The sequence below is a fragment of the Pseudomonas persica genome, from assembly GCF_900291015.1.
Lineage (GTDB): Bacteria > Pseudomonadota > Gammaproteobacteria > Pseudomonadales > Pseudomonadaceae > Aquipseudomonas.
Map to the genome: position 1 here is coordinate 203,936 of NZ_OLKL01000018.1, position 22,068 is coordinate 226,003.

Below are 22,068 nucleotides of genomic sequence, written 5' to 3' on the forward strand. Positions count from 1 at the left end.
GAGGTGAATCAGTATGTCCGGCAAAACGGCGCTGCATTCGGGTGCTTTCAACTTCTCCAGTTTCATTAGTAACCGTGTTGATCCGCGTACCGGCCAGTATGGCCTGAGTATTGTATTGCCTGTCTTGCGCGGTGATTATCTGGGTGGGGCAGAATTCCCGCTAAGCCTTACCTACAGCTCGATGGGCGCAGGTGACTTCGGCTATGGGCAAGGCTGGGATATCAACCTCAGCAGCTTCATCGAGCATGCTTACCCTGAGGGAGGGAGTGCGCTATCGTTGTACACCGGCGAGCGTTTCACGGTGGATGGTGTCGAAAGTATCAGTGAGAAAAAACTGGATACTTTTCATTTTCACAAGGATGGCGATGAGGCGTTTCGAGTCGAGCATAAAGCTGCTCAGTTGACAGAAGTTTTGAAGTTTATAGATATCGGTCAAAAAAAACTGGCGCTACCCACAACGATTTACTCCGATTCAAAGCGCTGGCTGGAATTTACCTACCGTGACAACCCGCAATTGCCAGGTAACCCTTGCCTGAGTGAAGTGCATGATTCCGGGATAGGTGGGCAACAGCGGCGTCGCCTGCTGTTGATCGAGTACCCGGGCGATATGATCATCACCTTGTACCCCGATCAACCTGGTGTGCGAGCCAGTTATACCCTCAAGTTCAACGGGCGGCAGCTCAAGCGTGTGCACCTGCCCACCAATGAAGAGGCTTATTGGGAGTTCGATTATCAACAGGTGCACGGGCAAACCTGTGTGAGCCGGGTGCGCAGACCGACCGGTGCGCTGGAACATATCGAATATGGCGTAGACGGTGATCCAGGCCACAAACTGCCAGGCGTCGCGCAGTACGTGCCGCGGGTCAAGCGTCACCGCATCATTTCGGGGTTCGGCCAGGCCGAACAGGTTATCGAGTATGATTACTCCTCGACCAACTTCGTGGGTAATGGCAGCTCTGTTGTCTGGAACAACAATGGCCGCGATAACCTCTACGATGTGACCGACGCCAACTATTCCTACTGGAGTAAAACCACCGAGCGCTGCCTTGGCCAAGCGGACCGCACCGTGCTGAGAACCTTCGACCGCTTCCATCGTATGGTCGAGGAAAAACAAGTTCAGGGCGATTGCGTCATTACCACGGTTACCGATTACCCCGGCAATTCGGCGGAGCCATTCGCCAAGCAACCTGCGCACTTCCAGTTGCAGCGGCTTTCGACCCAGAAGTGGCAAAAAGCGAACAGTGGGTTAATCGGCCAGGCCGAACACGCCACCACGTATGATTTGTTCGGCAACCTGGTCAGCGAAGTTGCGGCCACGGGCGTCGAGACGCTGTACGAATACTTCCCTGCAGGCGGAGAGCCCGGCAAGTGCCCGGCCGACCCGCAGGGTTTCGTGCGCTGGCGCAAGAGCCAGACCATCAAGCCGTCGCCAGCAGGTGAGGGGGCAGCCGCGACCGAGCGGACCGAGTTCGTGTACAAGGCTCTTGATCCGGTTCCTCTGCCTGAGGGCACCCCCGACCCTGTTGCCAAGCCGTGGCTCGTATTGAAAGAAGAGCAAGCCTTCGTCATGGCGGGTGAGGCGAAGGTGCCGCTGAGCCAGGCGATCACCCATTACCATGAGTCCCAGGAAGACTTGTTGAGTTATGGACGGCCGGCTGAGACGATCATGACCATGGACGCAAAGCCTACGACCACCTCGTACAGTTACACGACAGAGGTGGTGGAAAACCATCCCGCCTTGGTCGTCACTCAAGTAGTGACGGGGTTCGATCATGAGCAGGTGCTGGAAGACGGAACCGTTCGCAATGTGCAGAAAACCTTTGCCCTGAAGCACTCGGCGTTGACCGCAGAGCCGTTGCTCAATCGCGATGACAACGATGTGGAAATTGCCTACGCCTATGATCTGCTGGGCCGTGTAACTGTCGAGACGGTTGCGCCAAACGACCCGCTTTACCAGGCTTCCCGCAAGTACAGCTACGTGCTGGCTGTGGGTGACAACCCGGCGGTGCAAACTTCGACCGATGTCAAGGGCGTGACCACCCGCACCCTGCTCGACGGCCTGGGCCGTGTATACGAAGAACAGCGTATGGAGGCCGACAGTGTCGAAGTCTGGCGGCGCCAGCAGTATCGCAAGAGCTACTCAGCCACCTATAACGCTTATGGTCAGCTTGCTGAGGAAACCGAGTATGACTGGATGGCCGATGTGGTTGCCGGGCCGGGTATCCATCAAGCGGTGGACCTGACGCTGCAGACAACCTACGGCTACGACGACTGGGGTCAGCAAGCATGGCAAAGGGGGCCGGACGGCATCTGCCATTTCGAGGTGACAGACCCGGTTGGCACCGAAGCATCGGCCAGAATGCCCATCAGGCGTAGCTGGCGCGAGTCGGCGGATGGCACTGTTGCAAGCGGCGTGACCGAGACCTGGCTCAACCGCTTCGACCAGGCCACCCACGTCAGGCGCTTCAAGAAAAACGACGATAGCGTTGCCTACAGCCTGCACACCTGTCATTACGATGGCCTGGGCCGTGTGGCCCGGGAAGTGGCTGCCGACAAGTCCACCACGCTGAGTACGTACGACACCTTTGGCCGGTTGCTCACACAAACGCTCCCCGATGGGTCAGTGGTAACCCGCCGCTACGCCACTTTCGATAGTGGCGACCTTCCGGAAAGCATCGATGTCGATGGCATTGTGCTGGGCACGCAAGCGTTCGATGGCCTGAAGCGGCTTTACCGGTCTGTCACTGGCGGTCGAGAGCGCACCCTGTACTACAAGCCTGGGCATAGTCGACCAGAGAAAGTGTTAACGCCTTCCAGGCAATGGGTCGAGTATGAATATAACCCGGTGTTGGGTGAGGAGCCGCTCAAGCGGGCATCCGGCCGGTTCACCGCTGACTACACCTATGACCCGAAGAATGCCCGGTTGATACGCTGCACGGAAGATGGGCAAACCCTGGAACGGGACTATTTCAGTACCGGGCAGATAAAACGGGAGAAGCGCATCGAGGGCACCGAAACGTTCGAAATGACGTATGACTTCAGCTATCGCGAACGTATGCTCAGCTACACCGATGTACTGGGCCAGGTGCAGAGCTATCAGTATGACGATGCCGGGCGCCTGCAACAGACTACCCTGGGCTCGACAGTGGCGATGTTCGAGTACGACAAGCTGGGCAGAACAGCGAAGATTGAGACCCGTGATGGTGATAACTACCTGATTACCCAGTTGGCGTATGACGAGTTCGATCGTGAATGGCTTCGCCGCTTCGATATGAAAGGTGAAATTCAGACGTTGACCCAGGACTATGATGAATGTGACCGCATCGAGCTGAAAACGCTGTGGTCGGGTGAACCGGACGACAAGATGCTGCGCCAGGCCGAAGCCTATGCCAATCATGTACGCGGCAATCTGCATAAGCCTGCGGTGACTGAACAAGCCAGTAAACTGTTGCGGGACATTTATGCCAGGCACACGCCCTATCGTTCGAATGTAATAGCGGATCCGACCCAGGAGAGTTGGTTGCGGCATGAGGCTTATGCCTACGATAGCCGGGGTCGCCTGTATGACTATAAATGCAGCGGAACACTGTCTCCGGTTGACCCGCAAGGGCATGTGATTCGTGCTCAGGCGTTCGAATTTGACGCCCTCGACAACATTATTCTGGTGATCACCGAACTGACAGATAAAGACACTGAGCAACCAGGTGAAAACGTGGCGGAGTACTTCTTCGAGCATGAAGATCCTGCGCAGCTCAGCAGAATAACCAATAGCTACGAGGGGTATGCGCCCGAGGCGAAGTTGCGCTATGACGACGACGGCAACCTTGAGGATGATGGTGAGGGTATGGAAATGGATTATGACGCCACCGGTCGGCTGAGGTCAGTCGTCAAGGCAGGCGTTACCTCGAACTATTACTATGATGGTGTTGATCGTTTGAGTGGGCAGAGTTGATCTTGTGCTTGTAGCATTGGTACCCGCTGAAAGCCCGCGCTAGTGCGTAACGCTGTTCACTTGAGTCTGCTGCGACATCGCTTGGGGCCGCCTTGCGCCCCTTCGCGGGCAAGCCCGCTCCCACAGGATTGTGCATTCCTTGAGGTTTGCACCGTAGTTGTGGGAGCGGGCTTGCCCGCGAAGGGGCGCAAGGCGGCCTCAATTGCTTGATTGAACACCTGACGCAAGCGCGGGATTTTTAGTGTTTCAGCCGACGTGCAGACTATACAATGAGCTCGCTGGCAACTGACAAATTTGCCAGTTGTGTGGGGCTTTGGCTTTGAATTTCAATAAGCATGTATCTGTTCCCTACAGTCCATGTTTCGTTGAGAGGCCAAGATGAAAGACGAAAAATATTTACCGGCAGACGAAAATACTGTTCTTGCGCCTGTCGCACCCAAGATCGACCCGGCCCTGTTGGCTGACCCAGCCGACAATACGATGTTTAGCAAGGCATTGACCGACGATACTGTCGAGATTGACTTGACTATCGAAAACTGGAATGCCGCAGGTGATCCCAGTGTGGGAGAGTTTGACCAGATGTGGCTGTATCATCTGCCAGAGGGTGGGATCGAGGAGGAACTGCACAGCGGTCACTATGATAGAGATAGTGTTTTTCCTTTCTCGGTGAAGCTGGACAAGGAAAAAGTGAAAAAATGGGGTGAAGGTAAACATGATTTTTTCATCAGGGTCATCCCTTACAATAACCCTTTTCCTGTAGATTTCCCCCCATTAAGCTTGATCTTCGATCGTGTTGCTCCTTATCCAAGTCAAATACCAACGGCATTCCCGGCTATTGCCGCCGTGCTGGACGCCAACATTGGTGCGGTTCAGCTCACGTTGCCCACCTATCCGGATTGGGATGCCAGAGACACCGTGGCGTGGATCTGGCGCAAGGAAGTGCCCAGCGACCCGGGCGACCTGGTGCCTGACGGCTTCACGACTGTCACTGCAGTGCCACTGTCGATACCGGTGCCTGAGAAGGTCATTCGGGATGCAGGGGATGGAGGCATCCATATTGCCTACCTTCTGCAGGACATTGCCGGTAATGTGAGTTCCATATCGGTACCCACGCGAGTTGCGGTGGCACTTGGGGGGTTGCCTACCCCGGGGGACTTCAAGAAGCCCGTGGTCGTGGGCATGAACGGCGGTGTGGTGGATCAGGATGCCGTGTTCAACGGCATTACAGTGGAAATCAGCGCCTATCTGCATTTCAAAGCGACTGACCTGATCACGATCAAGTGGGGCACGCATACTTTCGAGGAGCGGGCGGTTGGCACGTTCCCGGTCAAGCTGGCCATTCCTGCCGCCGTTGTCCTGGACATTTATGGAAAAGGCTCTACCGGAGTGAAACCGGTCGAAGTAGCATATGAAGTGCGCCGCGGTGATTACCCAATGGGCGGCGAAAAGGACTCGTTCAACGTCAACCTTGAGCGCATTGGCCCTGTGCCTGACCCGGATCCGACATGGCCGGCGCCTGTGAACCCGAACATGGCCTTGCCGGATGTTTATGGCGGTAACGACAACCTGAAAAATCGCCTGACCGAGAATGACGAGCTGGCCGATGCCGTGTTGAAAGTAACAATCGACGCTGCATTCAAGGAAGGTGATCTGGTCGAGTTTTACTACACCGATGAGCATGTTGCCGAGGCAGATTACGTTCTTAAGGCGGCCGACCTCGGCAAAGAAATCCCAGCGACCATTCTGTGGGAGTACATTCTTCGGCACGATAATGGTGACCGGTTTGCGCACTACGAAGTCAGCCGCAAAGGCGTGCCGAACAAGGCTGTTTCCAGACCTCAGCCAATTGTGGTGGAGGCTATTGTTCTACACCCTGAAGCGGCGCAGATCAAAGACGGGTTTCCTAGCGGAGGGCGCCTGTGGCTGAACTGCAATTCTTTGTTTGACCCGGCGGATCCAACTGATACTACTCCTGATGTACGTATTCAGATTCCTGACTTGAGCAAGTGGTTGGCAGCAGGTGATGAATTGACATTGACCTGGTCGGCGACGCAGGGAACGTCTCCCGGCGGGGTCGATATACCCGATGCCAAGTTCGAGAAAACTATTGAGTTGGATGCGGACAACCCGCCGAGTGGATTCGTTTGGCGAATTCCTTACGCCGATGGCCTGAAGCCGATTTTCGAATTCGATCAGGCAGTTACTTATGACGGACTGGCGACCTTCATTTACACATTTGAGCGTAATGGTAAACCTGTCCCATCCGATCCTGCTGTGGCAGTGGTATCAATGCACAACTTTGGCACGGCGTGCCCTCTCGTTCGCCCTTGAGTATCGGTGATACAGCATGTTGGGCGAGGCTTGTTGAAAAGTCGCATCAATCGTCGGACTTTTCCTACACGATTTTAGGTGATTTCTTAATAGTCTTGCCCACGTTTCTGCTGCCCGTTTTTGGGTGAATCGATGAGGCTAACGTGCAATGATCAAACAAGGCAATTCCACTCTGTCCCCCTTGGCATCTACCATTGGGCAGTTGTTAATGGGCGCTTCGGCCGTGCTTTTCGTTGGGCCTGCAAGTGCCTTGACGCTGGTGGACGATGAGCAACATATCGGTACCAGTACCCCTGTTGACAGCTACAGGGTCGTTGACGGCGGGCGCCTGGTAGCCGAGGGCGCTATCACACAGCAGATCGACGTGCGTACAGGCGGTGGTTTGCACCTTGAGCGCTCCACGGTGTCTGCCACGGGGGTCGCTGCAGTGATGGTCAACGGCGGTGCTTCGGCAACCATCGCCAGTGGCTCGCGCCTGATCAGCAACCTGTTCGGCCTCGATGTGCTGCGCAGCGCCACGGCAGGCGCCAGCGTGTCGGTAAATGGCAGCCATATCGAAGGCGGTATAGGCGGCGCCAGGGTGGCCGGCAGTTCTCATCTTTCCCTGACTGACAGTACCTTGGTGAGTACCGGGGCGGCCGGTGCTGCTTTGCTGTTTGGCGATGCCCGACTGGATGCGACCAACAGCCGGCTGACCGGCGCCACGGATGGCATCCGGGTGGTTGGCGATGGCCTTTCCACTGAAGCGGCATCGATCAGTCTGCATGGCACGCGCGTGGAGGGCCAGAATGGCGCCGCCATCCGGGTGGGTAGCGCAAACCAGGCGCCCGGCGATGCGACCATCACCGTCACCGGCGGTACTACGCTGCTTGGCAGTAATGGCAACCTGCTGGAAGTGGCGAACAAATCGAACGCCACGATGCAGGTCGAGGGCAGCAACCTGGTGGGTGATGTGTGGGTGGAGGCCGGTTCCAGCGCCAATCTGATGTTGGGCAACCAGGCCAGCCTGACCGGGCGCCTGACCAATGTCGAACGCCTGGCGCTGAATGACGGCGGGCGCTGGAACATGGTGGAGGACAGTGAACTCGGGCAACTGGCCATGGCGGGTGGCGCGGTGCGCTTCGGTGAGGCCACACAGTACCAGCGCCTTACCCTGGGCAGCCTGTCGGGCAGTGGTACGTTCATCATGGACGCCGACTTCAGCAGCGGCGAAAGCGACTTCCTCGACATTACCGGCACGGCCACCGGCAACCACAGCCTGCTGGTGGGCAGCAGTGGCAACGAACCTACCCAGGCAAACAGCCTGCATCTGGTTCACGCGGCGGCGGGTGATGCGCAGTTCTCCCTGCTCAACGGGCCGGTGGACCTGGGAGCGTTCTCCTACGGCCTGGTGCAGCGCGGCAATGATTGGTACCTGGATGGTGCGACCAAGGTGGTAAGCCCAAGCACCGAGGCGGCGATGGCGTTGTTCAATACCGCGCCGACCGTGTGGTATGGCGAGCTGTCATCCCTGCGCAGCCGCATGGGGGAATTGCGCCTCGACGAGCGTAAAGCCGGCCTGTGGGCGCGCAGCTACGGCAACAAGTACAACGTCTCTTCCTCGACCGGTACACCCTACAGTCAGGTTCAACAGGGCTTCTCGCTGGGTGCCGACACTCCCTTGCCGTGGGGCGATGGCCAATGGCTGGCCGGGGTGATGGCCGGCTACAGCAGTTCGGACCTCAACCTGACCCGCGGCGCCTCGGGTGAGGTGAAAAGCTACTACCTGGGCCTTTATGCCACCTGGCTGGATGCCCAGAGCGGCTATTACCTGGACAGCGTGGTCAAGCTCAACCGCTTCGACAACCAGGCCAAGGTCAGCCTCAGCGATGGCAAGCGAACCGAGGGCGACTATGACAATGTTGGCCTTGGGGCGTCGGTGGAGTTTGGGCGCCATCTGGGGCTGGACGATGGCTACTTTGTCGAGCCATTCGGGCAGCTGTCGGTGGTCGGCATCCAGGGCAAGGGTTATCACCTGGACAATGGCCTGAACGCTGACGGTGATACCACTCGCTCGGTGTTGGGCAAGGCCGGTGCCACTGCCGGGCGTACGTTGAACCTTGAGGGTGGGCAGTGGGTACAACCCTATGTGCGCCTGGCCTATGTGCATGAGTTCGCCAACAACAACCAGGTCAAAGTCAATGATCACCGATTCGACAATGACCTGTCAGGTTCGCGCGGGGAGCTGGGCGTGGGGGTGGCCGTGTCGTTGGTGGACCGCCTGCAGTTGCATGCCGACTTCGATTACAGCAATGGCAAGGCGCTGGAGCAGCCTTGGGGCGTCAATCTGGGGCTGCGTTACAACTGGTAAAGAAGGGCGCGCCTTTCATTGTATCCGACTGGGCAATTTGGAGCTTTGGCTATGGGTCATGAGAAGCAGGATCCGGTTTTTCCGCCTCCGTGGGTGGAGGGTTCGCTTGAAACCCTGGAGGGGGGCGCGCAGAACGTCATCCCTCTGGACTTGCTGAAACAGCCGCTGCGTGTGGATGTCACGCCATGGTCGGGTTCCAGTCCTGCCCCCGGCATGCCAGAGACACTGGTGCTGTTTTGGAACGGCGCACAGGTAGGTGACCCCAGGCAATGGGAGGCGCCCATTGGCGCCGACGACTACTATGTCGAAATCCCCCTGCTTCACCTCAGGGAGGACAGTACGCCTGAATTGGTCTACAGGGTCACGGGTTACAACGGCGCTGTAGGGTACTCGAAGCCGCTGAAAATAACCCTGGATCTGACCGGGCCCAGGTTGGGCGGGGACCGCGGCGCCCTGATATTCGATGACGAAGTGCTCACCGATGGCGTAACGGCCGATTACCTGGAGCGTCACGGTGACAGGCTCGTCGCACAGGTGCCGGACTATCAGGCCTTTGTGCCTGGAGACCACATTCGCTGGTTTTGGGATACGACGCTGTACGAAGACAATCCTGCCGGCGAGAAAGTGCTCAAGCAGGGGGACTTTCCTGTCACGCTGGAAATCTTTGGCGATATCATCCGTTCGCGCGGGGACGGGGCGCGTTTTGTGCATTACCGGCTAAACGATTATGCCGGTAACAAGAGTTCCCCCGAAGAGCCCAAGGTAGTCCAGCTGAAGGCTGATACGACACCTGTGCCCAGGGAGCTGGGCTGGCCGGAAATCACCTATACCACCGGAAGCGGGCAACAGGTGGAACTGGACCCCAACAAGAAGCTGAACTACATGCGGGTGACTGTGCCATCGGGGGCTGCATTTCCTGGGGAGAAGGTCGAGGTATTTTGGGGGGCGCCGGGGGGAGTCGGCAGCTACCAGGCGACAGAAGAGGCTCCAGGCCTTCCCGGTCAGTACGATATCCCGTTGAGCCGGATTGCACAGCACAGCGGCAAAGTGCTGAAAGTTTCCTTTCAGGTGACGGACAAAAATGACCAGGTTCATCCGTCCGCTGTCCGCCTGGTATCGTTACTGCCGCTGACTCAAGGGTTTCCGACACCGGATATTCCGCCCCCTTCTGCCAACCATGGCACGGTCTATCTTTCCGATGTCCCGGAAAAAGGAATGGCCATTACCGTTAATGCCTGGCGCTATATTCACACGGATCACCGGGTAACGTTGGTCGTAAGTGGGGTCGATGCGCAGGGTAAAGCCCTGAGCGAAGAAGTGCTGACAGAACATGCTGTGACCCCGGAGCAAGTAATGAACGGCTTGGGTTTCGACGATATGGTCAAGGCGAGCAAGCCTTTTCTGTTAACGCTCAAGCGTGACACGCTCGCTGTCCGGGTCTCCGTCAGCTTTGATCAAGGCCAGACATGGCCGTCATCGCCCAACTTTCCAATGCTTGACATGTACCTGCGCGACTGAGCGGTTGGGCTATATCGACGAAACGGACAGCGGTTTTTCCATCAGCCGGGTGCTGCCACCGTAGTCGTTGATCGTGGTGAAACGAACCTTCAGGTCGTCTGCAGCCCGGGTTGCCTTCAGTTCGAAGGACTGCTGCTGTATGGGCAGCGCCATCAGCGCCGTGTCTATCTTTTCGCTGGCCCCTGTTTTGTACACTTCCAGGCGGCCGAAAGTGAAGTGGTAGGGCGTGGGGTTGTCGACTTGCAGGTAGGTTTTGCCGTTTTTGCTCGCCAGCGACCACTGCAGGCTGTCCAGGTGCTGTTCGGGCACGCCTTGCACCTGGCTGGGCCGATAGAACAGCTTGATGCGGGTGCGCATGGAAATTTTCAGCACGTTCTGCTGCCCGCTATCGACCTGGGGGATTTCCTGGATGTTGAAGTAGAACAGCGATTCGCGGTCAGTGGGCAGGTTGTTTGGCAGGGCGTTTATCTTGACCAGCTGTTCGCGCTTGGGGTCGAGCCGGAACAGGGTCGGAGATACGGCAAAAGGTACTGCGGTGCTGGTGTCGTCGGCCGCTGTGTTTACCCAGGCCTGCACCGCGTAAGGTGCCTGGCTTGGGTTGGCGACAACCACCGAGCTGCTGTGTTTGTCGCTGGGGTGGACCACGCGGGTAGCACTGATGGTCAACGCCGCTTCAGCGGTTGAGGAAAGCGTTGCCAGGCAGGCAAAGCTGAGTACGTACTTGCGCAGCAGGGTCATGGACATGGTGGGACCGGCATGAAAGGCAAAACGGATGAGTCCCCCTGGTAGTGCCAGGGGGGTGAATCAGCGGATATCGACGTTGAAGGAGATGTTGGTATCGATCTGCCCTTCGGTCACCTTGTCCGCAGTGGTGACAAGGCGCGCTGAGAAGACCATGTCGGTGTCAGCAGTGTCCTTCACCTCATAGGCCATCGATTCGGTATTGGGCGCGAGGCGGCTGGTGAGGTCGTTGATTGCCAGGCCCAGGCCGGTGCTGTAGCCAAGGCCGTCTTTGAGGGCATAAAGGTCAGGGTTTTTCGGATCGGTGCCGTAGCTTGCCTGGAAGGTGGCATGGGCATCCTGTGTGCCGGTCACGCAGGTTCCTGGCACGCGCAATGCGAAGTGCTTCGCGGGGGTTTCCTGGTCGACTGCACTGAAGTCGAATGTGTTGAAGTTGCCCAGGTTGATCAGCGGCAGGCTTGGGCCACCTGGGGTAACGACCTGGATAGGGCAGGTGCCAGGCCCGCTGACAGTACCTTCGAAGTTGATGATAGTGGCCATTGCCGCGCTGCTGCAAAGGCTCAGCGCCAGCACCGATAGTGTTTTTTTCATTGGATGATCCCTGTGTTGAATGGCTGCGAACTCATGTATCTCAGCGCGCAATCAGAGTACGCAGGGCAACACAGGGGGTCTGTAGGCGAAGGCTGCACATTTCGGGGGAAACAGGCTGGTCGAAGGGAAACCATGCCCCTTCGCCGGGGTAGCCCGGGATCAGTGGCGGGTATCGGCAGCCGCCGAGGCCAGCAACTGCTTTTGCTCAAGCCAATCGAAGGCCTCGCCACGCTGTTCGCATTCGTAGCGGCGTTCTTCCAGGGCCTGGTACAAGTCCAGCTCTTCGTCAGGCATGTAGTGCAGGCAGTCGCCACCGAAGAACCACAGCAGGTCGCGTGGCACCAGGTGGGCGATTTGCGGGTAGCGCTGGATTACCTGGCAGATCAGGTCCTGGCCCAGGTACTGGCTTTGCAGTGGGTCTTGCGGCAGCAGGGTCAGCAACTCGTCGAAGCGTTCGAGGAACAGGGCATGGCTTTCCTCCGGTACCTGCTCGGCCTCACCCAGGGCTGCCAGGATGGTGCGCAAGTGATTCAGCAGTTGCAGGTGGTATTGCAGGTGGGGATTGGCCATGGGACGGTCCTCGGGGTAGTTGAAACGGGGGCGGAGTATACGCCGGTTGGGGGCCGGTTGGGGACGGTGCTGGCCGCTCCGGCCCCATCGTGGCCCCCCCAGAGGTACAGCGTCAACTCGAAGCCTGCGCAGTCCCGGTGGGAGCCGGCTTGCCGGCGATTGGGCCGCGCAGCCGCCTTTGCTGTCAGCGCACCTTGCCCTGTTCAGGCAGCAACTGCTCCTTGTCGAAGGCATCCACATCGATCACTGCCCGGCGCGCTTGTTCCGCCGTATGCAGGCGTTGCCCCTCGGCGGGTTGCAGCACACCACTCTCGACAGCCGCATCAATCGCCGACTGCCCAGGTGCTGGCTGCACCTTGCCCTCCCTGATCGCCTGATGAAGCGCCTTGTGCAGTGGCACTGCTTCATCCAGCAAGTCGCAAGCCCGTTGCAGCGCTGCCACCGGGTCGCCTTCGGCCTGCGGCCTGAAGCAACCAGCAAGCAACTCTTCCAGCGCCGGGTCACCCTTGCTGCGGCCGATCAGCGCCGCCACTTCGGCATCCAGTTCATCGCTTGGCCCGGTATGACGGCGGCCGAAGGGGAACACCAAGACCCGTAGCGTGCAGCCGACAAAGCGGTTGGGGAAGTTGTCGAGCAACCGGTCCAGCGCTGTTTCCGCCTGGCCCAGGCTCTCCTCCATCGCCCAGCGCAGCAAGGGCTGCATGTGTTCCGGTGAGCCCAGGTCGTGATAGCGCTTGAGCGCGGCGCTGGACAGGTACAGGTAACTCAGCACATCCCCCAGCCTTGCGCTCAGGCGTTCGCGGCGTTTGAGTGCGCCGCCCAGCAGCATCATCGACAAGTCCGCCAGCAAGGCGAAGGCCGCTGCCTGGCGGTTGAGGGCGCGGAAGTAGCCCTGGCTCAGGGCATCGCCTGGCACGTTTTCCAGGCGGCCCAGCCCCAGGTTGAACACCAGCGTGCTGGCCGCATTACCGGCGGCGAACATGATGTGTTTCATCAGCAGATCGTCGAACTCCCGTAGCGCCTGGTCGCGGTCGTTGCGGGTGGCCAGGGCCATTTCCTCGAGCACGAACGGGTGGCAGCGAATGGCGCCCTGGCCGAAGATCATCAGGTTGCGCGAAAGGATATTGGCGCCTTCGACAGTGATGAAGATCGGCGCCCCTTGCCAGTTGCGACCCAGGTAGTTGTTCGGGCCCATGATGATGCCCTTGCCACCGTGCACATCCATGGCGTGCTGGATGCACTCGCGGCCGCGCTCGGTCAGGTGGTACTTGAGGATCGCCGACAGCACCGAAGGCTTTTCGCCCAGGTCCACGGCTTTGGCTGTCAGCAGGCGGGCACTGTCCATCAGCCAGGCATTGCCGCCGATGCGGGCCAGTGATTCCTGGATGCCTTCGAAGGCTGCCAGTGGCACATTGAACTGCTCACGGATATTGGCGTACTGGCCGGTGACCAGGCTGGTGTACTTGGCGGCCCCGGTGCCCACGGCCGGTAGAGAGATCGAACGACCGACCGACAGGCAGTTCATCAACATCATCCAGCCCTTGCCAAGCATGGCCTGACCACCGATCAGGAAGTCCAGTGGCACGAACACGTCCTTGCCGCTGTTGGGGCCGTTCATGAAGGCGGCGCCAAGCGGCAGGTGGCGCATGCCGATCTCCACGCCCGGCGTGTCGGTGGGGATCAACGCCAGGCTGATGCCCAGCTCTTCTTCCTCGCCCAGCAGGTGGTCCGGGTCGTAGGCCTTGAACGCCAGGCCCAGCAGGGTAGCGACCGGGCCCAGGGTGATGTAGCGCTTTTCCCAGTTCAGGCGCAGGCCGATGACTTCTTTACCCTGCCATTGGCCTTTGCAGACCACTCCGGTATCGGGCATTGCCCCCGCATCGGAACCGGCCAGAGGACCTGTGAGGGCGAAGCAGGGGATTTCTTCGCCGCAAGCCAGGCGGGGCAGGTAGTGGTCGCGCTGTTCGTCAGTGCCATAATGCAGCAGCAGTTCGGCCGGCCCCAGGGAATTGGGCACCATGACGGTCGAAGCCAGGTCGCCACTGCGGGTGGCCAGCTTCATTGCCACCTGGGAGTGAGCGTAGGCCGAGAAACCCTTGCCGCCGTATTCCTTGGGGATGATCAGGGCAAAGAAACCGTGCTGCTTGATATGTGCCCAAGCTGCGGGCGGCAGGTCCATGTCCTGGCCGATCTGCCAGTCACTGACCATGGCGCAGAGTTCTTCGGTAGGGCCGTCGATGAAGGCCTGTTCTTCCTCGGTCAGCTTCGGTGCCGGGTAGCTGAGCAGGGTGCGCCAGTCGGGGCGGCCGCTGAACAGTTCGCCGTCCCACCAAACGGTGCCAGCATCGATCGCCTCGCGTTCGGTTTGCGACATCGGCGGCAGGGTGCGCTGGAACCATTTGAACACGGGGCCGGTGAACACCTTGCGCCGCCATTCAGGCAATACCACCAGGGCGACCTTCAGTGCCAGCACGACCCAGATAAACGCCAGCAGCCAGCCGGGGGCATGGCTGAAAATACTCATCAGCAGCACATAGGCTGCCATGATGCCCAGTATCTGCAAGGGTGCCAGGCGTCGATGCGTCAGGTACGCCGCGCCGATTACCAATCCCACCAACCACAACAGCCACATAGTCCTTCCTCCATGGAACCGGGTGTTCGAAACCTTTGCCAACAGCATAGACGGCTGCCTGGTGAAGACCTGACCTGAACAGTGACAGGGTGTGGCTGAAGGCGTTCGCTGCAAGGTGCCCAGGGCCGGGCAATCAACTCTTGTTCCATCGGGCCACAAAGGTTTCGGCCGGCATCAACGGCACGGGCACGATGATATAGGCCCAATACCAGTTGATCGGGTCGTCCATTACGGCCTGGATCACGGTGAAGCGGCTGCTCAGGCCGGGTGTAAAGATGCCGGTATTATCGACTTTGCCGTCCCCTGCCAGCACGCTCCACTCCGTCATGTTGGCCGGTGCTTCGGCTTCTTTCCCGGTTTTCCTGTCGATGTAACAGAAACGCAATTTCATACGGCCCTGAACCAATTCGGTCTTGAAGAAAAAGTTGGGGGCGGTGTTCAGTACCACGAAGGTTGAAACAAGGGGCAACAAGGGAAAGCCGGTAAGTAACCGGTCTATTCGCAGCGGCTCCTCGAATGACGTTCTGGTCGCTGTCGGCTCTTGGGTCAGGCTGTTGTCAGCCAGCTGAATGTCCGGTTTGCCTGGCGCTGAGTATTCGCACGTGTAGCCATTGGGTTTCAATGAGCCGTGGCCACTGCCGTCCAACTCCCAGCGAGGGTTGGCAACCCCGTGCGGCTTCACTTCAATGATCTGGGCAGTGCTGCCGGCAGTGACCGCTGCAACCAGAGGGTCGGCATGGAAGCTCAGTGCAGCCTGGGGTTGTGCCTGCTCCGCATTGGCGCGCAGGAAACTGTACGACATCTTGTGTACATGATTTTCGATCACCTCGATTTTGTCGCACAGTACAGAGGACGGCGGTAGCAAGAGGAGGGCAAGGTCGGTGAAGTCATTGTAGTAGATCGGATCTGGCATTTCGGCATAGGGCATATAGACCGCCAGGTGATCCCAAGGCGTGCTGTCTTGCGCAGGGAAGCTTCCTGTGCCGCTGTTCCCGTTCACGATGTACAGAACCTGAGCCCCTGAACTTGGGTGTTTGCGCAGGTAAAATCGCAACTGAGCCAGCAGCCAGTTGCTTTGTGCCTCGGCTTCGATCTTGTAAGGCTGGATGATGCGCTGTTCGTCCGGGAGGCCATTGAAACGTTGGCGAAAGATGTCTGCCAGCGCTACGTCAGGCGCTTCCGAGCCAGTGGCCTGTATATAGAAGCTGGAGTCTTTGCCAACTTTCAGCGTCAGCGCGGCACCAGGGCCTGCACAATGCCCGACAAACCCATCCAGGGGGAACTCCTGGTAGAGGAATTGCGGTTCGTTCCTGGTAAATGCAACCACCCTTTCCAGGTTTGCCCTGGGTTTGCCACCGAATACCGGTGCGGACCAGATGAAGTTGGCATAGGACATCATGCGTGAGCAGACCCGCACACGGTCCTGGAGATATTGCACGAATGGCGTCGCCAGTTCGCAGGTGACAAGCTCGCTGGTTGTTCCTCTGAGCCGTTCGTAGTGAATGGCCTCATGCAGCACGGGTGGCTTCGATTCGATCAATCGCTCGCGCGCGGCATTGATTTTGGCCGCATCGAAAATGACGTGCATGCGCCAGCCGCGCATGTCGTGATCGGGTTGTATGGGGGCATGAGTTTCCTCCTCCATGGTGTGGCCTCGCTGCGTTGGTAAGTGCACTGATTGCAACATCGGCACGGCATCCCAGCTACTGGCAGATTTATCATGTAGGCGATGTTCGGTTGCGCAAGTATGGTTTCGGCTGCAACCTGGAGGCTGTAGGGGTAGACTCTCGCTTCGTGTTCATTCAGGGATGTCGACATGCTGAAGATCTGGGGCCGCAAGAACTCGAGCAATGTGCGCAAGGCGCTGTGGATCGCCCACGAACTGGGCCTGGATTTCGAGGCCATCGACGCCGGTGGTGCCTTCGGCGTGGTCAACGAGCCGCACTACCGCGCGCGCAACCCCAATGGCCTGGTACCGATGCTGGAGGACGGCGACCTGACCCTGTGGGAATCCAATACCATTGTCCGCTACCTCTGCGCCGAGTACGGCGCCGAGCAGGGCTGGTACCTGGAAGACCCACGCCAGCGTGCCCTGGTCGACAAGTGGATGGACTGGACCACCTCTTCCTTCGCCACGTCGTTCCGTCCATTGTTCTGGGGCCTGCTGCGCACCCCGGAAGACCAGCGCGACTGGGTGGCGATCAACGCTGCGCACAAGCAATGCGCCCAGCTGCTGGCTATTGCCGATGAAGCCCTGGCCAAACAACCGTATCTTTCCGGTGACCAGATCGGCATGGGCGACATCCCACTGGGCAGCTTCATCTATGCCTGGTTCGAAATGCCTATCGAGCGCCCGGCCATGCGTCACCTGGAGGCGTGGTACGAGCGCCTCAAGGCCCGCGCTGCCTATCAGGCTGCGGTGATGACTGCGCTGACTTGATCGAACACCACGGCTACTTCGATAGTCATTATCAATACACATGACTGTACTTGTGCGGCCAGGCCAAGCACCATTGGCCGCACTCACTGCGCCAGTGCCTTTCCCTGGCGTGTCCTGCACCTTTTCTTCGGTAAGTGACCCGCTATGAGTTCCGCCCTGTCCATCCGACAGCTGACCAAGACCTACGGCAACGGCTTCCAGGCCCTCAAGGGCATCGACCTGGACGTTGCCGAGGGCGACTTCTTCGCCTTGCTCGGCCCCAACGGCGCCGGCAAGTCCACCACCATCGGTATCCTCTCCACTCTGGTGAACAAGACCAGCGGCACGGTCAGCGTGTTCGGCCACGATCTGGACCGCGAACCCTCGGCGCTTAAGCGCTGCCTTGGCGTGGTGCCGCAGGAATTCAACTTCAACCAGTTCGAGAAAACCTTCGACATCGTCGTGACCCAGGCCGGCTACTATGGCATCCCGCCCAAGGTGGCCAAGGAACGCGCCGAGCAGTACCTGACCCAGCTCGGCCTGTGGGACAAGCGCGACGTGCAGTCGCGCTCGCTGTCCGGGGGCATGAAGCGGCGCCTGATGATTGCCCGCGCACTGATCCACGAGCCGCGCCTGCTGATCCTCGACGAGCCCACCGCCGGTGTGGATATCGAGCTGCGCCGTTCGATGTGGAGCTTCCTCACTGAGCTGAACCAGAAGGGCATCACCATCATCCTCACCACCCACTACCTGGAAGAGGCCGAGCAGCTGTGCCGTAACATCGGCATCATCGACCACGGCACCATCGTCGAGAACACCAGCATGCGCCAGTTGCTGGGCAAGCTGCATGTCGAAACCTTCGTCCTCGACATCAAGCAGGACCTGGCCACTGCACCGACGTTGCAGGGCTACCCGTGCCGGCTGCTGACCCCGCACAGCCTGGAAGTGCAGGTGGACAAGGACATCGGCATCACCGCATTGTTCGGCCAGCTGGCGCTGCAGAACATCGAGGTGCAGAGCCTGCGCAACAAGACCAACCGACTCGAGGAGCTGTTCGTGTCCCTGGTGGAAAAAAACCTGTCGAAGGTGGCTGTATGAGTGTGGAACTGCGCACCAACTGGGTCGCCCTGAACACCATTGTCTACCGCGAAGTGCGGCGCTTCCTGCGCATCTGGCCACAAACCTTGCTGCCGCCGGCGATCACCATGGTTCTGTACTTCGTCATCTTCGGTAACCTGATCGGCCGGCAGATCGGCGACATGGGTGGCTTCACCTACATGGAGTACATCGTGCCGGGGCTGATCATGATGTCGGTGATCACCAACTCCTACGGCAACGTGGTGTCGAGCTTCTTCGGCAGCAAGTTCCAGCGCTCGATCGAAGAGCTGATGGTATCGCCGGTGTCACCACACACCATCCTCGTCGGTTATGTGCTGGGTGGTGTGCTGCGCGGCCTGGCGGTAGGCGTGATCGTGACCTTCCTGTCGCTGTTCTTCACCCACCTGCAGGTGCACCACCTGGGCGTGACCGTGGCCGTGGTGCTGCTGACCGCCACCATCTTTTCGCTGCTGGGCTTCGTCAACGCAGTGTTCGCCCGCAACTTCGACGACATCTCGATCATTCCGACCTTCGTGCTGACGCCGCTGACCTACCTGGGCGGGGTGTTCTACTCGATCAACCTGCTGCCGCCGTTCTGGCAGACCGTGTCGCTGGCCAACCCGGTGCTGCACATGGTCAACTCGTTCCGCTACGGCATCCTAGGGGTGTCGGATATCAGCATTGGCACGGCGATTACTTTCATGCTGGTCGCCACCGCGGTGCTCTACCTGGTGTGCGTGCGCCTGCTGGTCAGCGGCCGCGGCATGCGTGCCTGAGGCCTTGCACCGGCATTGGCGGCGACGCCACTGCCGGCCCACCCACCAGCGCCAGTAGGTCATGGTGGTGAAGTAGCCAAGGATGCCCAGTACCACACCGCACACTACCGAGCCGAGCAGGAAGGGTTGCCACAGCGTCGCCAGCTGGTCGGTGATCCACTGGAAAGTCAGCTCGTCGGGCAGGCTGCGCGGCGGTACCTGCATCAGCCAGGCGCCGGTCATGTAGGTGACGAAGAACACCGGCGGCATGGTCAGCGGGTTGGTCAGCCATACCAGGCTGACCGCGATCGGCAGGTTGCCGCGCAGCGGAATGGCCAGCGCGGCGGCCAGCAGCATCTGCGCCGGCATCGGGATCAGCGCGGCGAACAGGCCAATGCCCATGGCCCGCGCCACCGAATGGCGATTCAGGTGCCAGAGGTTCGGGTCGTGCAGCAACTTGCCGAAAAAGCGTAAGGACTTGTGTTCCCGAATACTGGTCGGGTCCGGCATGTAGCGTTTGAAAAATCGGCGCGGCATGTAGGCTCCCGGAGCGTTGATCGGGGCAGTATGCCCTGATTCCCGTTCAGCCTCGTTTAGAGTTTGTGACAATTGTTGAGCAAGTACCGCCAGCAATTGGGCTATGCCTCAGAAGGTGATTTCGCTTCTGGAGCTCTACTTCATGCGCACAGGGATGTTTGCGCTCGCGCTCGGGCTGTTGTGCCTGGGCTTTCTCCCCGCATTGCCATCGGTCGGTTGGTTGATAACGCTGGCTGTCTGCGCTGTCGTCAGCCTGTTTACCCGCGTTTGGCCGTTGGGCTGCTTTCTGCTGGGCTTGTGTTGGGCTTGCTGGTCTGCCCAGCAAGCCCTTGATAATCGCTTGGCTGCCGGCCTGGATGGCCGCACCCTGTGGCTGGAGGGGCGGGTGGTCGGCTTGCCGAGCAGAACTGCACAAGGCGTGCGCTTCGAGCTGGAGGCGCCACGCTCGCGGCGGGCCGAACTGCCGCAGCGCCTGCAACTGAGCTGGTTTGACGGGCCGCAGCTGCGGGCGGGCGAGCAGTGGCGGTTGGCCGTGACCTTGCAGCGCCCGGCCGGGCTGCTCAACCCGCATGGGCCGGATCGTGAGGCGCAATTGCTGGCGCGGCGGGTCGGCGCCAGCGGTACGGTCAAGGCCGGGCAGTTGCTGACGCCGGTTGCCGGTGGTTGGCGTGACACGCTGCGCCAGCGCCTGCTGGCCGTCGAGGCCAATGACCGACAGGCAGCGTTGGTGGCTCTGGTGCTTGGCGACGGGGCGGGCTTGGCCCGGGAGGACTGGCAAGTGTTGCAGGCTACCGGCACGGTGCACTTGCTGGTGATTTCCGGCCAGCACATCGGCCTGGTTGCCGGTTTGCTGTATGGCCTGATCGCCGGGCTGGCGCGCTGGGGGCTGTGGCCCGTTCGGCTGCCCTGGTTGCCCTGGGCCTGCGGTCTGGCCATGACCGCAGCATTGGCTTACGGCTGGCTGGCCGGTGCAGGCGTGCCGGTGCAGCGGGCCTGCCTGATGCTGGCCGTGGTGTTGCTCTGGCGCCTGCGATATCGCCATCTTGGGGCTTTTCTACCGTTGCTGCTGGCGCTGGTTGCCGTATTGCTGGTCGAACCGTTGGCGGCGCTGTTGCCAGGGTTCTGGCTGTCGTTCGCGGCCGTGGCCACGCTTATCTATTGCTTCAGCGCCCGCTTGGGTGGCTGGCGGCCATGGCAGGCCTGGACGCGGGCGCAATGGGTGATTGCCATCGGCTTGCTGCCGGTGTTGTTGGCGACGGGCTTGCCAGTGAGCCTGAGTGCGCCGCTGGCCAACCTTGTGGCGGTGCCGTGGATCAGCCTGGCGGTGTTGCCGCTGGCGCTGCTGGGCACATTGCTGTTGCCGCTGGCCGGAGCAGGGGAGGCGTTGCTCTGGCTGGCAGGTGGCCTGCTGGATCTACTGTTCCGGCTGCTGGCGCTGGTGGCGCAGCAACGGTCTGCATGGGTGCCGCCGGCCTTGCCGTTGTGGGCCTGGTTGATGGTCTGTCTGGGGGCGCTGCTGGTTTTGATGCCCCATGGCGTACCACTGCGCGGGTTGGGTGGCGTGATGTTACTGGCGCTGTGGGTGCCCAGGGAACCGGTGCCGTTCGGGCAGGCCGAGGTCTGGCAGCTGGACGTCGGCCAAGGGTTGGCGGTGTTGTTGCGTACCCGGCATCACAACATGTTGTACGACGCCGGGCCGGCCAAGGGCGAGAACGACCTGGGTGAGCGGGTGGTGCTGCCTACCTTGCGCAAGCTGGGGGTGAGCAGCCTGGACCTGATGCTGGTCAGTCACGCCCATGCGGACCATGCCGGTGGCGTTGGGGCCATCCAGCGTAGCTTGCCGATCAAGCGGGGAGTTGGCGGCGAAATGCTGGAGGATATGCAGCTGCAACCTTGTGTCAGTGGCGAGCAGTGGACCTGGGATGGCGTGCGTTTTTCGCTATGGCGCTGGGCTGATGGGCGCAGCAGCAATGACCGCTCCTGTGTGTTGCTGGTCGAGGCGCAGGGCGAGCGGTTGCTATTGGCGGGAGACATGGAGGCCGGTGCCGAACGGGCGTGGCTGGCGGCCACCTATGCGCCGCGTATCGACTGGTTGCAGGCGCCGCACCATGGCAGCCGCAGTTCGTCCAGTGAGGCCTTTATTCGCGCTACGGCGCCGCGTGGGGTGCTGGTTTCGCGGGGGCGGAACAACAGCTTCGGGCACCCGCATGCGCAGGTGGTCGAGCGCTATCGGCGGCATGGGGTGGTGATGCATGACACGGCCGAGCAAGGGGCGTTGCGGTTGGTGTTGGGGAGCCAGGGGGAGGTGGAGGGTGTGCGGGGGCAGCGGCGGTTTTGGCGGGGGCGGGTGGAGTGAGGTGGAGTGGCTTGCAGGTGTTCGCCATGACATCTGCAGCGTCTGTGAGATCGAGCGCCGCCCGCGCGGCGCATCGCGAGCTGCGCTCGCTCCTACGTTTGTTTCGGGCCAATTATTCCTGCGGGGTTTGTGCGCGAACGCCTTGGCGCATGTCTCGATATCGCGTGGTACACACCATGCGGTCGCGCGCGCCTGCCACAGGCGTAACTGGCCCGAAA

The 22,068-nt window shown here is 60.0% G+C and carries 14 protein-coding genes; 8 read left to right on the plus strand and 6 right to left on the minus strand.

Going from position 1 to position 22,068, the window contains the following annotated elements:
• Nucleotides 1–13 precede the first annotated feature (13 nt).
• The 4 genes from FQ664_RS09775 to FQ664_RS09790 all read left to right on the plus strand — a co-directional run bounded on the left by FQ664_RS09775 (nucleotide 14) and on the right by FQ664_RS09790 (nucleotide 10,151).
• Nucleotides 14–3,952, plus strand: a complete 3,939-nt coding sequence (locus FQ664_RS09775) for an RHS repeat domain-containing protein (protein WP_144171744.1) — start codon at nucleotides 14–16, stop codon at nucleotides 3,950–3,952.
• A gap of 378 nt (nucleotides 3,953–4,330) precedes the next feature.
• On the plus strand, nucleotides 4,331–6,283 hold the full coding sequence (locus FQ664_RS09780; RefSeq protein WP_144171745.1) for a hypothetical protein: 1,953 nt from the start codon (nucleotides 4,331–4,333) through the stop codon (nucleotides 6,281–6,283).
• A 148-nt stretch (nucleotides 6,284–6,431) separates the two neighbouring features.
• Nucleotides 6,432–8,633, plus strand: coding sequence for an autotransporter outer membrane beta-barrel domain-containing protein (locus FQ664_RS09785; protein ID WP_144171746.1), 2,202 nt, complete (start codon nucleotides 6,432–6,434; stop codon nucleotides 8,631–8,633).
• A gap of 51 nt (nucleotides 8,634–8,684) precedes the next feature.
• The gene (locus FQ664_RS09790; RefSeq protein WP_144171747.1) at nucleotides 8,685–10,151 is read left to right on the plus strand and encodes a hypothetical protein; all 1,467 of its coding nucleotides are present in this window, start codon (nucleotides 8,685–8,687) and stop codon (nucleotides 10,149–10,151) included.
• Nucleotides 10,152–10,160: 9 nt separating this feature from the next.
• Here the strand turns inward: FQ664_RS09790 and FQ664_RS09795 are convergent, their stop codons facing one another.
• The 5 genes from FQ664_RS09795 to FQ664_RS09815 form a co-directional block, all read right to left on the minus strand.
• The gene (locus FQ664_RS09795; RefSeq protein WP_144171748.1) at nucleotides 10,161–10,895 is read right to left on the minus strand and encodes a fimbrial biogenesis chaperone; all 735 of its coding nucleotides are present in this window, start codon (nucleotides 10,893–10,895) and stop codon (nucleotides 10,161–10,163) included.
• 60 nt (nucleotides 10,896–10,955) lie between these two features.
• Nucleotides 10,956–11,483 carry a fimbrial protein gene (locus FQ664_RS09800; RefSeq protein ID WP_178090975.1) on the minus strand — a complete coding sequence of 176 codons (528 nt, stop codon included), beginning with the start codon at nucleotides 11,481–11,483 and terminating at the stop codon, nucleotides 10,956–10,958.
• Nucleotides 11,484–11,642: 159 nt separating this feature from the next.
• A complete protein-coding gene (locus tag FQ664_RS09805; protein WP_144171749.1) occupies nucleotides 11,643–12,053 on the minus strand; it encodes a PA2817 family protein in 411 nt (136 codons plus the stop codon).
• A 184-nt stretch (nucleotides 12,054–12,237) separates the two neighbouring features.
• Nucleotides 12,238–14,685: an acyl-CoA dehydrogenase gene (locus FQ664_RS09810; protein ID WP_144171750.1), complete on the minus strand. Its 2,448-nt coding sequence runs from the start codon at nucleotides 14,683–14,685 to the stop codon at nucleotides 12,238–12,240.
• A gap of 133 nt (nucleotides 14,686–14,818) precedes the next feature.
• Nucleotides 14,819–16,330, minus strand: coding sequence for a hypothetical protein (locus FQ664_RS09815; protein ID WP_144171751.1), 1,512 nt, complete (start codon nucleotides 16,328–16,330; stop codon nucleotides 14,819–14,821).
• Between the two features lie 171 nt (nucleotides 16,331–16,501).
• Between FQ664_RS09815 and FQ664_RS09820 the strand changes: the two genes are divergently transcribed.
• The 3 genes from FQ664_RS09820 to FQ664_RS09830 all read left to right on the plus strand — a co-directional run bounded on the left by FQ664_RS09820 (nucleotide 16,502) and on the right by FQ664_RS09830 (nucleotide 18,978).
• On the plus strand, nucleotides 16,502–17,125 hold the full coding sequence (locus tag FQ664_RS09820; protein WP_144171752.1) for a glutathione S-transferase: 624 nt from the start codon (nucleotides 16,502–16,504) through the stop codon (nucleotides 17,123–17,125).
• A gap of 144 nt (nucleotides 17,126–17,269) precedes the next feature.
• Nucleotides 17,270–18,202, plus strand: a complete 933-nt coding sequence (locus FQ664_RS09825) for an ABC transporter ATP-binding protein (protein WP_144171753.1) — start codon at nucleotides 17,270–17,272, stop codon at nucleotides 18,200–18,202.
• Complete coding sequence (locus FQ664_RS09830; protein WP_085625335.1) at nucleotides 18,199–18,978, plus strand: ABC transporter permease; 780 nt, start codon at nucleotides 18,199–18,201, stop codon at nucleotides 18,976–18,978. Before FQ664_RS09825 ends, FQ664_RS09830 begins: the two co-directional genes overlap by 4 nt.
• Here the strand turns inward: FQ664_RS09830 and FQ664_RS09835 are convergent.
• Nucleotides 18,862–19,494: a DUF2062 domain-containing protein gene (locus FQ664_RS09835; RefSeq protein WP_144171754.1), complete on the minus strand. Its 633-nt coding sequence runs from the start codon at nucleotides 19,492–19,494 to the stop codon at nucleotides 18,862–18,864. The two genes, FQ664_RS09830 and FQ664_RS09835, sit on opposite strands and share 117 nt — an antisense overlap.
• A 142-nt stretch (nucleotides 19,495–19,636) precedes the next feature.
• Between FQ664_RS09835 and FQ664_RS09840 the strand changes: the two genes are divergently transcribed.
• Nucleotides 19,637–21,850, plus strand: a complete 2,214-nt coding sequence (locus FQ664_RS09840; protein ID WP_144171755.1) for a DNA internalization-related competence protein ComEC/Rec2 — start codon at nucleotides 19,637–19,639, stop codon at nucleotides 21,848–21,850.
• The last annotated feature ends 218 nt before the right edge of the window (nucleotides 21,851–22,068 follow it).